Source organism: Pantoea sp. ARC270 (assembly GCF_003236725.1).
GTDB lineage: Bacteria > Pseudomonadota > Gammaproteobacteria > Enterobacterales > Enterobacteriaceae > Pantoea > Pantoea anthophila.
In genome coordinates, this window is the sequence record NZ_PUGA01000039.1 from 48,204 (window position 1) to 60,332 (window position 12,129).

A 12,129-nucleotide genomic window follows, 5' to 3' on the forward strand; every position below is an offset into this window, starting at 1 on the left:
CTGGATCATCTGTATAGCATCTCTGTCAGACAATAACCGCAATTTCATCGGTTTTCAGCCTTTCCTTAATAAATTGTGGCTAAGAAGATTAGTTTAACGGGGGTAATGTTTAATCTGAACAGGATAGCCTTGCCAGAGGGTACGGAAGAGGCTTTTGTCACGTCATTATTTGTAAAAGTGTGGCCGCTGACAGGGGAAAAAATCTGAAAAGGTTCCCATTTTTACCGTTATAACGTACTGTATCCCGGCTATTCGTCGTCTGGCGAAGGTTGCATGATAAGCTCTGGTGCACTTTTTGCATTTTGCGGAATACTGACTACCTCTGTGACAATTTTAAAGTGACTGTCAGGCGACAAATTATTAAGCAAAATGATTTAAAGCTTTTATGATAGTTATGAGATGTGAAGCAAATGGACGTATACAGCAGTAACCGGGTTTTACTAATAACAAGAGGTATTCCATGAAAGAACGGCCGATTCTTTTTTCCGAACAGCGTGTCCGTGCCCTGTTGGTTGGCCAGCAAACGCAAACCCGGCGCATTATGAAAACTCAGGCTTTTGGTCCGGGTCAGGATCATCATGAAGGCGTACACGCTTTTGATGTCAGTGCGAATCATCTGCACGGCTATAAACTGATGTCGATGAGCGACATCAGCTATCACTGTCCTTATGGTAAACCGGGTGATCTGCTGTGGGTACGCGAAACCTGGCGCGGTCCGATGGTGCCGGAGAGCGATCTGGCCGAATATGAGCGTGACCCGACGCCGTTCCGCCTGCCGGAATATTGTCAGTACCGCGCCGACAGCAATGAGCTGGGTCAGCACGCGATGAGCACCCCGGAAGCGGAAGAGTTTGGCTGGCAGACCGCCATCCACATGCCGCGCTGGGCCAGCCGCATCAATCTGGAGATCACCGGCGTTCGCGCTGAGAAGATTCAGGATATCAGCGAAGATGACATTATGGCGGAGGGCGTACAGACCGATTCGCACTTCCTCAATAACTTCTTCACCATGAACGTAAACTCAGAGTCGCCGAAAGAGGCCTATCGCAAAGCCTGGCAAAAACAGTATGGCGCGACCAGCTGGGAAGTGAATCCCTGGGTCTGGGTGATTGAGTTTCAGCGGGTGGGTCGCAACTAGCCCTTCAGCCCTGCGCTTTGCGGGCTGTATCACAGACAACGGCCGCGCTAACGGGTTGAATAGACAGCCCTCAGGCCTGCAGCCGGATCAAAGGTGCCAGCATTCGATGCTGGCATTTTTATATCTGGCGAGTCAGGATAGCGAAAGAGTCCGGTTCTGTGCAGGAGTTGCGATGTTTAAATGGCCCTGGAAAACGCAAAACGACACCCTTCTGGCTGCGCTGCCCTGGCAGCAGGGGCTGGCCCAGCCCATCTTCAGCCTGCTTAGTGAAGACGAACAGCAGGCGCTTACAGCGCTGGCGCAACGCTTCCTGCAACAGAAGAAGCTGGTGCCGCTGGAAGGAACAGCGCTGGATGAACTGCGCAGCGTGCGCATCGCCCTGCTCTTCTCTCTGCCGGTGCTGAAACTGGGTCTGGAATGGCTGGACGGTTTTCATGATGTGCTGATCTATCCAGAGCCGTTTAAGGTGGACGATCAGTGGCAGGATGAGGATGGGCTGGTTCACAGTGCGCCTGCCGTTCACGCCGGTCAGAGCTGGACGCAGGGGCCGGTGGTGCTTAACTGGCTCGATATTCAGGACTCTTTCGATCTCTCTGGCTTCAATCTGGTGATCCACGAAGTCGCCCACAAACTTGATGCGCGCGGCAGTGGCTACACCAGCGGTGTGCCGGTGATCCCGCTGCGCGACGTGGCGCAATGGGAAAAGGATTTACATGCTGCGATGGCGGAGATAGAGAGTGAAGTCGAGCTGGTCGGAGAACAGGCGGCGACTATCGATCCCTACGCCGCCAGCGATCCGGCTGAGTGCTTCGCCGTACTCTCCGAATACTTTTTTACCGCTCCGGTTCTGCTGGCTGAGCGCTTTCCGGCCATGTATCAGCATCTGCGTCAGTTCTATCAGCAGGATCCTCTGAGCCGAATCGCCACTGACAGCGTACAAATTGCTTAAATCGCGATCGCTTTGTGTTAATCCTAGCCAGTTGAATGATAAACCCTTTTTTAGCTGTTGCCACTTCAGAGCGTCGCCGTTAATATTCGCCTCGTTCCAGCGATTCCTCTGTAGTTCAGTCGGTAGAACGGCGGACTGTTAATCCGTATGTCACTGGTTCGAGTCCAGTCAGAGGAGCCAGAATTAGAAAAGCCCGCTCAGGGAAACCTGAGCGGGCTTTTTGCTTTCCGATCCTGTTTTACTCTTTACCTGACGTTCCTTCATCACCGCGACTATTTTAACCCCATCACATCTGCTCGCCATTGTTGCTCAGGACAGGGAACCAAACGCTTTTTCTGTTCACTCACTCTTTCATACTTTGCTGGCCGGGCTGCCCTTGCCATGCCGGTTTGCTATCCGAAACAAATAAGTAAGGAAGAATGATGTCGACATCTTTAAGCAGTGCACTGACTCCTTTATTCCGTTACCTGAGTTTTATGCCTGAGATACGGGGCGATGAGGAAGCCTTTGAACTCGTGATGTGGTCAGACTTATCGCTACGGCTTTTACATTATCCCGCTAACCACATCACCTTTAGCTGCCTGCTTCCTTTCAGGACACCCGATGACATCTCCACCAGGCTTCTCTGGGAACTTCTGCAGGTAAATCTGATGAACGAAGGTAATCCTGCCATTGTGCTGGCGGCTTCGGCAAACAGTGATGAGCTGGTTGTATGGTCACGTTTGCCGATGAACATCGCTGATCCTCAGACCCTGATTGCCCTCTACGAAAACATGGCTTTTTATACTCATACGCTTGGACAGCGTCTGGGCATTATCAGCCAGCATATTACTGGTGAAGCCGGAGCCTGATTATGATGCGTATATTTTCAACTGGCAGCAGCCGCCAGACGCCACAGAGCCAGCCTGCTCACCAGAGCCTCAGTGCCACGCAAATGCAGGCATCCGGCCCCTTTCAGCATCAGGTCAGGGTAGTTTCTCCACAAACGCTGCAAAGCATGGATCTGGCGGCGCAAGTCCAGCAGGAAGTATGCAGGCAAGCAGGATCTGGGGGTAATCAGTGGTTACCGCTTGTTGCTGATAAGGGAGAGAGTGCAATGCGCGGTATCATGGCCGTGCGCGCAGCAGAGCGCTTCAGTGATGAAGCCAGAGAAAGCTTTGCACAACGGTTTCCTACTGCTACGACAGGCCTGGATCGGGCTTATGCCAGTGGACACAGCGCCCTGAGAGTGCAGGGAGGACATTGTCAGGAATTTGCCGATCTGGCCTATACACAGGTGGCAGCCAGAGGAGCCGGTAAGCCCGTTTTTAATACGCTCTACAATAATGACCACGTTCTGGTGCTGTTAGGAGACAAACGTCAGGAAGATCCGGTCGTGCTTGATGCATGGCAACATCTGCCGATAGTGACCACGCTGGAAAACAGCAAACTCGATCCGGGCAGGCTTGACGTTATCCAGCAACGAAACGACCCCCGCCCCGATCCGCACGCCCAGTGGGCGCTGCGTCATGTACGTACCATGCCAATGTCGGAGATCGAAAGTATATTGACTTCGACAACCTACCCCCCCGTGGGGAAAAAGTTTGTCAGACATATGGTCGAAAAAGCGCGTGCGGAGGAACCTGGACGTTATGACGTACGCTCGCTGGCGAACGATCCCAGCACCCGCTTCACTGACGATCCCGCCCATCCGGCAAAGCCTTATGACGTCATGTCTGCATCATCATTATCCAGTGCCCGCCGAACGATTGAGAAATATGAACAGGCTGCCGCCGCCGATCCCGGGGGCTATGGCAAAGCAAAGCGTTTCTGAAAAGAGCGTCAGTAACGGATCGCCGTTCGCTAAAAGGCGGTAGCATGCCAGAAGAAATCTGTCTGGTCTTATTTAATGATCCGGAGGGAGGAACACCTTCTAACCTAAGGAAATCTCAGGAAAATGCTGATTTATTCAGCAGCCAGTCATAAAGGTGCAATCAGGCTTTGACATCCCCTCGCCCGCTGGATATTATGCGCCTCGTTCCAACGATTCCTCTGTAGTTCAGTCGGTAGAACGGCGGACTGTTAATCCGTATGTCACTGGTTCGAGTCCAGTCAGAGGAGCCAGATTAGAAAAAGCAGCTATCCCCGGATAGCTGCTTTTTTGCTTTTCAGATGCCCCACTCTTTGTTCATCTCAACAGCCCTGTTCTCTCGCAAAGCTGACTAAACCAGAACACCGTAAATGCTCTCTGCCCTGTCAGAAATCCTTTATCACTGTAAGCGGCAAATAAAAACCAGCAGGCCATGCTCTGTGAACTGCTGGCTGCTGATTATTCCGGAATGATTAACACCTGACCTGGCGCGATGTTATCCGGATTGCTGAGAATATTTTTGTTGGCCTCAAAGATTTTCATATAATGAGAGGCATCGCTGTAGAATGCTTTTGCAATGGCGCTGAGCGTGTCACCGGATTTTACCGTGTAGGTTCGCTTGCCTGCTGCGGTGATATCAGGCTTATTTTCAACATTCTTATTATCGGTATTTAACAACTCCTCACCTATATTTTTAATACTATCCAGAATGCTCATAATTCTTCTCCCGTTGTTTCCGATACGTTTAATTTAATTAAGAAAACACCATTGCCAGATAAAAGGCAGGCGGCGTACGATACACCCGCTCTTAATTGACGAATTAAACCACAGTTAAACGCTGATAGGATTAATAAAAAATAAAGGATGCAGGAAATGGGTCTATTGTCATGGGTAGTATTTGGGTTGCTGGCTGGCATCATCGCCAGATGTATTATGCCGGGTAAGGAACATATGGGTATTTTCATGACCATGATACTCGGTATTGTGGGTGCGTTGACTGGCGGGTTAGTCAGCACCTTTCTGGGCTTTGGCAAGGTCAGCGGTTTCAATATTTTCAGCATTGCTATTGCGACAGCGGGATCAGTTATCGTGCTGTTCATCATTCATAAAATCAGAGCCTTCAGGCAGTCCTGATATCTTTTAAATCGGGGAATAACGGAATGGTTTTACTGGACCAGGTGCTGGCCATGTGCGGCCTGAATAATCAGACCAGTCAGGAAGTAAAAGGTGTGCTGGAGTGGGTTGAGCAGCAAGGCGGTTTACACGCGATTGTGAACCATCTTCAGAGTGGTGAGTACAGTGAGGTAGTGAACTCCTGGCTCAGCAATGAGGAGAATGTTGCCCTGAGCCGTGACATGGTGCAGAAGATGATTCACTCAGAAGCGATTGAACAGCTCGCTTCACGCCTGGGTATCAACACCGATGATGCACTGAATCTGCTGGTGAAATACCTGCCACAGCTGGTGGACAAGGCTTCAGCGGAAGGTGTCGTTAATAAAAAATTCGACGTGACCGGTGTGATTAGCCAGTTGATGCACTGAGGATGAGGTAAAAGGACGATAAAAGCCTGCTGCGAAAGTATGAGGCTTTTATCTTTTAAATGAGTCAGGATGAATTAAGACAATTACTGAAAAACCCTGCTAAAGGTTAATGAAAGGCATTCATTTACTTTTATAAAAAAATTTTTATCTTATCCTTCACTCTCTGCCAGACGAAATCTATAAATTATTTTACTACCCACCTGAATGAATGATACTGCTTTTTCCTACCTTTTGGTCAGGCACATAATAATATTTAGTTTAGGAAATAATTAAGGCTGACACGTATCATAATCAGTGATATGCATGCCCAAAACCGCCGCCAGCAGATCACGATCGCATGATTACGCAGCAGGATGCCGGGCTAATAAAGGCCAGCCGAACCCGCTGCCACAGCTGACCATCAAGGGTCGCTGGCTGAAGGCGCTGGGATTTACCACCGGACAGAAGATCGAGGTGATCACCGGGCCGGGGCAACTGGTCATCCGACTGGAGGGTGGCAGATTAATGACTAATAAACGTAAAGTCCCAGCCAACTGGCTGGGGTTTTACTATTTGATAGGATAGTTGTAATACTCTGGTATCTTATAATTTTCAGGAAAATCCTCTGTATTTGGAAGCAGGGTATACCTGTCAACATCCTCTCCTGCCTGATAAAAAACGCCATATATTCCTGATAAGAAAGTCGATATACGGAGCAAAGATGCCTGTATTGCTAACTCGTCATTATTTTCTTTCGCATTTAGGAAAAGCTCAATTGTTAAATTAAGATTTCTTATATCTCTTTGAATACTTTCAACAATTGAATAACCTTCTGATAAGTAAAGATCGTCTGCATCTAGCTCTTCTGATGATCGCTGCTTTAATAATTCTAGATAAGCATCCTTGAATTTATCCAGCATACTAATATCAATCATTTGGGTAACCTCCGTCCTTCAGCTCTGGCTGCCTTAGTTTTTGCATCATTAAAAGAACCATCAAGATTAAGGACTGCTTTTACTTTCGTCCCGGTACTATCAAAAACCTCAATATGATCTTTATGTTTAGCATCTAAATAAAATTGATCACCCTTTTTAATATAATCACCGACCGATTCATTTGCTTTATAGACAGCTTGCCCCTGATATTTCTTACTAGTTTTCTTAGATAATTCTTTAATTTCGCTGCCAAATCCAGACTGTTTAAAAAACTCGCCGATATTTCCTACAGCCCCGGCATTTGGAACATGTGGAACTTTTTTACCCGGCAAGATAATCCCGGCCAGCATCCCGCCCGTGGCTTCCAGCGCCATTTGGTTCCCTTCGGATGCCTGCTTAATAGTATCAGCTACCGCAGACCAGGTATCACTACTCATCAGCGCCTTAACACTGTCCGCTACCGCCTGATTCTTACCGGACAGGTCATTAAGCGCTGTACCGCAGTAACTGTCCCCGGTTGCGCACGACGCCAGCGCCATTGCTGCGTCAGCAGCGTAATCCGCTCCGCCCAATGCCGCATCGCCGGTATCAGCAAGAGCGTTAATAATGCCATTCGCAATGGAAGAGGTTGTGCCCTCACCCAGTTTTTCCCTGACCTTATCCTTAAGAGATTCAGCAGCCTGGTTCGCCGTTGCACGCGCATAATCACCGGACAGCGAGTTATTCTCAAGCTCAGTTCTGCCAGCAAACGCACCGCTACCCACTCCAGCGCTGCCATCAACCGTACCGCCTGCTGTTGCACTCGCCAGCGTTACAATGTTTGCAATCAGCATCTTGTCATCGGCGGACAGTTCTGAAGCATTCTTGCCGTATAGCAGGTGACTAAGCGCGTCGTTATAGCTTAGCATCCCTGCCGTCAGTCCACCCGCCGCACCGCCAATGGCACTGCCTCCCTGTGCTTTCGCAATCAGCCCTGACGCCAGCGTATGCAATAGCACGCGCACAGGCTCGTTACCCTGCGAGACCTGTTTGACCATCTGCGCCAGCAGGGGGGCTGCACCTGCCGCCACCGCGCCGCTGACGTTACCGCCAGCAAGCCCGGCAAACAGCCCGCTGATAGCCTGCGCAGCAATTTGCAGGTCCGACCCGATACCGTACTTCTCTTCAACATTCTGATCGATATTATCAAGTGCTTTTTTCTGATCCGCTTCTGAAAGCTTATTGAACGCGGCATCGTTTTTAAGCTTGTTTCTCTCCTGTTCTTTCTCCTGCTTCTTCAGTGCATCAAAGGTCTGCTGAATCGCCTGCTGGCCAAGTACGGCCATTTCACGCTGGATGGCAAGGCTGCCTTCTGCTTTTTGCACATCAAACTTATCTTTCAGCACATTCTCTGCCGCGGCGGTGTCGCGGCTGATTTGTGACACATCCTGCTTTTGCGCATCCGGATTGCGGATTTCAATCGTTCCCGGTGAGATAGCGCTATAAGTAATTGAACTGGCGAGGTCTTTCGTCTGCTGCAGCGTGCCCACAGGCAATGAGTTGCCGCCCGCCGACTGAGACTGACCCGATTTCGATGCGTTGTTTATTGAACTGTCAGAGGTATGGGCAGTGTTTTTTCCCATGCTGCCGCTGACAGCTACGCTAAAGCCGTTACCGCCCGTATTGGCGTGGTTTTCAATATCCGTCCAGCCAAGCGTCCCGGTGCTGAGATGATTTTTGTCCGGCGTTGCGGATGAGGCGATAATCGCACCATCAAGTTGGGTATGGTTGCCGACATAAATATTGTAGCCACCATCACCCGCGCTGATCCCGCTCTGCTGTCGCACAGAATCAAAATCATTGTATATATTGCTTCCACTCATGCTGGCACTGCCCTGCACCGGTACGCCCGCACAGATAGGAGGTATACAGATACTTGCGCTGAAGCCGGAAGAGCTCTGATGGCTGTCGTAGGTTGCACGATCCTGCTGGCTGGCAATGTCCAGGTTGCGGCCCGCATTGAGGTCAACGTGATTACCGTTAAGGTTTGCTCCGTTCAGCGTGACGTCCTGACCCGCTTTGACCGTAAGATCACCCGCAGCGGAGACTTCGCTATTGTGGTGAGTAATGCTGCTACCGTTTCCGTTTGCGCTGTTCTGGCTGGCCGCCAGCTCAATGGAGAAGCCGTTCTGGCTACCGCCAAGGCCGAAGCCAACACCGACACCGTAATTGCTGCCACCGCTGCTTGATTGCTGGCTGCTGCTATCCTCGGCGCTTTTCAGGGCGATATCGCGACCCGCATTCAGCGAGACGTTATCTCCACTGATTTTTACCCCCTCACCGGTGATGTCCTGTTTCGCCGTGACCGCTAAGTCGCCGCCTGCCTTAAGCACGCTTCCGCTCTGCAGCGTGCTTTTCTGTTCCACGGACTGATGGCTGCTGCCCGCGGTGGCGCTTACTGTGACTTTGACGGCTGCGGTGTTCTGGTTGTAAGCCGACAGCGCAGTCATGGCCGCCTGCGCGGCATAAATAGCCTGCAGGCGAGGATCGTCACTTTGTTTGTGCGACTGAGCCATCTTGTCTGCCGCCTGTGCCATGCTCACGCCGTAGCCGGAGACCTGCGCGGTGATGCCATACTGTGAGGATTTGCTGCTGCTACTGCCTTCGTGCGTATCTTTTGAAGGATCAAGGTGGATATTCTCACCGTTAACGCTCAGCGAATTGCCTGCATAAACGTCTGCCCCCTGCAGGTTTACCTCTTTGCCTGCATTAATCGAAACGTTACCCAGCGTACTGACGATACCGCTGCGCACGGTGTTCTGCTGCGTACCCGTGTTCGCGTTTTTCCAGCTGTTATGACCCACACCAACCGTTCCGCTGTAACCGTCGCCGCCCAGATCGCCTATAGCGTGGTCAGATCCAGAGGCCGATGCCTGCTGGCGGTCTTCGCCTGCTACGACGCTGATCTTACCCTGCTCCGCGTTAAGCGAGACGCCGGTGGTGCCGGTCAGGGTTGAACCGCTGATGGCGATGTCACCTTTATGACTGGTGATGTCAACACTGCCAGCGGTTATCGCGGAAGTGTGTTGCGCGAGCATGCTGCTGTCGCCGCTCATCTGGTTGTTTTTCGAGCCGTAATTAGTCCCTGCCGAACCATTGTTCGGCGACCCGCCGCCGCTGCGTGCCAGCGCACCAAGTGAGGCTGATGTCGTTGCTGACCAGCTCTTGCTACTACTATTGGTTGCAGCCTTCTGGCTGTCAGAGGCTGTGGTGATGTTGATATTACGCGTAGCGTCCAGTGAGGCTCTGCCACCAGCGTTAAGGTTGCTGCCCTCCACCAGAATGTTGCCGGTATGCGTATCTGAATCGCCGCGTGCCTTCAGTAGCAAATTTCCGGTGGTATTGAGCGTGCTGCCACTCTGAAAGGTGCTCTCGCTGTTCTGGCTGACTTTGCTGCCTGAACGGCCATAGGTCAGTCCCGGTGCCGGAGAATCCAGCGTGCTGGCGCCCAACTCATTGCCGACCTGCTTCACCTGCTCGTACACTGAACTGGTGTTATTCATGATGTCGCGCAGATTGCGAATGGTGTCCAGCGGCGTGAGATTAAGACTCAATCCGAAACTGCTGCTTTTCGACGTTTGCTTCGCGGTTTCGCGCACCTGATCCTGACCCGCCACGACAGCGATGTTTTTCGCCGTCACGCTGATTTCGCCATTCTGGCCGCCCGCAACAACGTCGCTTCCCTTAATCAGTGCGTTGTGACCTGCCGTCATGCTGACCACACCGTTGCCTGCACCCACCAGGCTTCGCGCATCGCTCTGCGTGACCTGGTCGCCGTTACGTTCGCTTTTAGCCGACTGTTTTCCATAACTGAGACCGAGTCCACCACCCATCAGACCGCTTTTCTTTTTCTCTTTCAGGCTGTAGGTAAATTCAGTATTGGTGGCAGTAACAATATTAAGGTCATTGCCTGCACTCAGTGCGACGCCTTTGTCACCGGCAACAGAGGAGCCCTGTACGGTCAGGTCGTTGCCAGCAATGACAGACACGGTGTTGCCGCTCAGTTGTGAGGCCTTTTCACGGGTGTCGCTGTTTTCCTGAATGGTGTGCGTAGTCGTCTTTTTCAGGAAACCTTTTTTGGTTTTGGTCTCTTCGCGATAGGCATAATCACTCTCCGTCGCAGTGGTAATATTGACGTTGTGTCCAGCCTGCAGCGCCAGATCCTTATTGGCTGTGACTATTGCGGCCTGGCTTGTGATGTCATTACCCGCCAGCAGCCTGGTACTCCCGCCACTCGCAATTTCCGTGCCCTGCTGACGTACCGACTCATTAATCTCAACCTTCTTACCGGCTTTATAGCTATTGCCGGAACCGGTTTCCGCCGCCAGCAGATTGACGTCACGCCCTGCCTGTAAGGTGACGTCTTTGTCTGCAGCAATGCCTGCTGCCTGGCTATTGAGATCGCGTCCGGCCTGGAGTGTTAAATCACCGCCGCTGGTCAGCGTCGTGCGATCCACACCGGTTGAATGGGTTTCACGTTTGCCCTTCACCTCATTCTTGCTGCTGGTCGCGCTGTTGAGATTAAGATCATTACCGGCTGCCAGCGCCGCGTTTTTACCGGCGTTGATGCTGCTGGCAGTAACGGTCAGATCGTGGCCTGCCTGCATCGCCATGTTGCCGCCTGCGGCAATCTGGCTGCCGACTGTGTTGACGGTGGTCGTGCTGGTCGCATCAATCTTTTGCCAGCGGTTTCCGAAACCGGACTGCGCGCCGCCAGTGATATTCTGATTGCCGGTGATCGCAATATCATTCCAGGCGTTAAGTAGCAGATCGCCACCCGCGTTGAGGTTAGCGCCGGTAACGGCAATATTGTTACCCGCATTGAGGCTAAGTGATTCCAGTGACGTGATGCTCGCGGTCGGCCCGGTCAGCGTTTCGGTATAGGATTTCTTCGCTCCGTTGCCGTTGTCTGCATCCAGATGCCAGAGCTGTGACGTAGTCAGGTTGTTGATGTCACCGTTAACACTCTCCAGTGCCACCTTCTTACCGCTGATAGTTGCGCTGACGTTATTGATATCATTCAACGCGCTGAGCTGCAGATCGCCACCCGCGTGGAGCAGACCGGCATTGAGGTTACTGAGCGTATTCTGGCTGTCGATGGTCAGATCGTTTTTAGCCATCACGCTGCTACCGGTGTTGGTAACGTTGCCGCCTTTCAGCGTCACGTTATTACCGGCGATCACGCTGCCATCACGCACTTCGACATCTTTTGTCGACAGATAGAGCTTCGGCACCATCACCGTTTCACCGTTGATCGTGGTGGCTTCCCACCAGAGCATGCTCTTGTCTAATGAGGCGAGTTGTTCTGCAGAGAGTGAAACACCAAATTCCAGGCCCATTGACTGCTGAGCGGCGGCAGCGTTATCCATCAGATAGCGCATCTGCTCAAGGTCGGAACCCAGGCCATTGATATAGCGGTTGCCGGTCTGATTCAGTACCGCGTTGCTGACATAGCGGGTATCAAACGCCGCATCGCCGAGGAATCGATAGTCATAATCTGGCTTCAGGTTAAGACGGTCGAGCATGTACGAGGAGCCAAGGAAAGCCTTCTCGTCTGTATATTGAGGACGCGTTTCCTGAAGTGGCGTGGTAGCAGGCTGTTTGCCAAGGAGTGTATTCAGGTCATTGAACAGCCCCTGATTAACCTGCCCAAGGCCGTTGAGTTTAGGGTTAACGGTAATCAGGTAGCGGCTATTGGC

General features: G+C 51.7%; 9 protein-coding genes, 2 tRNA genes and 1 pseudogene. 9 read left to right on the forward strand and 3 right to left on the reverse strand.

What is annotated here, in order from left to right; translation table 11 throughout:
• Nucleotides 1–460 precede the first annotated feature (460 nt).
• From CKF42_RS16925 to CKF42_RS16950, 6 genes are all read left to right on the forward strand, one after another.
• On the forward strand, nucleotides 461–1,138 hold the full coding sequence (locus CKF42_RS16925; protein ID WP_046102090.1) for a hypothetical protein: 678 nt from the start codon (nucleotides 461–463) through the stop codon (nucleotides 1,136–1,138).
• Nucleotides 1,139–1,310: 172 nt separating this feature from the next.
• Nucleotides 1,311–2,087, forward strand: a complete 777-nt coding sequence (mtfA, locus tag CKF42_RS16930) for a DgsA anti-repressor MtfA (protein ID WP_009089517.1) — start codon at nucleotides 1,311–1,313, stop codon at nucleotides 2,085–2,087.
• A gap of 104 nt (nucleotides 2,088–2,191) precedes the next feature.
• Nucleotides 2,192–2,267, forward strand: a tRNA-Asn gene (locus CKF42_RS16935).
• A 239-nt stretch (nucleotides 2,268–2,506) separates the two neighbouring features.
• Nucleotides 2,507–2,938, forward strand: coding sequence for a CesT family type III secretion system chaperone (locus CKF42_RS16940; RefSeq protein WP_111208701.1), 432 nt, complete (start codon nucleotides 2,507–2,509; stop codon nucleotides 2,936–2,938).
• Nucleotides 2,939–2,940: 2 nt separating this feature from the next.
• Complete coding sequence (locus CKF42_RS16945; RefSeq protein WP_111208702.1) at nucleotides 2,941–3,900, forward strand: hypothetical protein; 960 nt, start codon at nucleotides 2,941–2,943, stop codon at nucleotides 3,898–3,900.
• A 214-nt stretch (nucleotides 3,901–4,114) separates the two neighbouring features.
• A tRNA-Asn gene (locus CKF42_RS16950) sits at nucleotides 4,115–4,190 on the forward strand.
• Between the two features lie 205 nt (nucleotides 4,191–4,395).
• Here CKF42_RS16950 and CKF42_RS21375 read toward each other — a convergent pair.
• Nucleotides 4,396–4,569, reverse strand: a pseudogene (locus CKF42_RS21375) (LysM peptidoglycan-binding domain-containing protein); the annotation flags it as partial.
• Between the two features lie 240 nt (nucleotides 4,570–4,809).
• Between CKF42_RS21375 and CKF42_RS16960 the strand changes: the two are divergent.
• From CKF42_RS16960 to CKF42_RS16970, 3 genes are all read left to right on the forward strand, one after another.
• Complete coding sequence (locus tag CKF42_RS16960; protein ID WP_111208704.1) at nucleotides 4,810–5,070, forward strand: GlsB/YeaQ/YmgE family stress response membrane protein; 261 nt, start codon at nucleotides 4,810–4,812, stop codon at nucleotides 5,068–5,070.
• Complete coding sequence (locus CKF42_RS16965) at nucleotides 5,070–5,477, forward strand: YidB family protein (protein ID WP_369974605.1); 408 nt, start codon at nucleotides 5,070–5,072, stop codon at nucleotides 5,475–5,477. The genes CKF42_RS16960 and CKF42_RS16965 overlap by 1 nt, the downstream gene beginning before the upstream one ends.
• A 303-nt stretch (nucleotides 5,478–5,780) precedes the next feature.
• Nucleotides 5,781–6,041 carry a SymE family type I addiction module toxin gene (locus tag CKF42_RS16970; RefSeq protein ID WP_111208706.1) on the forward strand — a complete coding sequence of 87 codons (261 nt, stop codon included), beginning with the start codon at nucleotides 5,781–5,783 and terminating at the stop codon, nucleotides 6,039–6,041.
• Here CKF42_RS16970 and CKF42_RS16975 read toward each other — a convergent pair.
• Nucleotides 6,026–6,391, reverse strand: a complete 366-nt coding sequence (locus CKF42_RS16975; protein ID WP_111208707.1) for a hypothetical protein — start codon at nucleotides 6,389–6,391, stop codon at nucleotides 6,026–6,028. The genes CKF42_RS16970 and CKF42_RS16975 overlap by 16 nt on opposite strands.
• Nucleotides 6,388–12,129: hemagglutinin repeat-containing protein (locus CKF42_RS16980; protein WP_233501052.1), on the reverse strand; the 5,742-nt coding region annotated here is incomplete at its 5' end. The genes CKF42_RS16975 and CKF42_RS16980, both read right to left, overlap by 4 nt.

Excerpts from the sequence above, each read along its gene's own strand:
- CKF42_RS16940 (WP_111208701.1), top strand. The coding sequence starts at position 2,507 with ATGATGTCGACATCTTTAAGCAGTGCACTGACTCCTTTATTCCGTTAC.
- CKF42_RS16945 (WP_111208702.1), top strand. The coding sequence starts at position 2,941 with ATGATGCGTATATTTTCAACTGGCAGCAGCCGCCAGACGCCACAGAGC.
- CKF42_RS16975 (WP_111208707.1), bottom strand. The coding sequence starts at position 6,391 with ATGATTGATATTAGTATGCTGGATAAATTCAAGGATGCTTATCTAGAA.
- mtfA (WP_009089517.1), top strand. The coding sequence starts at position 1,311 with ATGTTTAAATGGCCCTGGAAAACGCAAAACGACACCCTTCTGGCTGCG.
- CKF42_RS16970 (WP_111208706.1), top strand. The coding sequence starts at position 5,781 with ATGCCCAAAACCGCCGCCAGCAGATCACGATCGCATGATTACGCAGCA.
- CKF42_RS16925 (WP_046102090.1), top strand. The coding sequence starts at position 461 with ATGAAAGAACGGCCGATTCTTTTTTCCGAACAGCGTGTCCGTGCCCTG.
- CKF42_RS16960 (WP_111208704.1), top strand. The coding sequence starts at position 4,810 with ATGGGTCTATTGTCATGGGTAGTATTTGGGTTGCTGGCTGGCATCATC.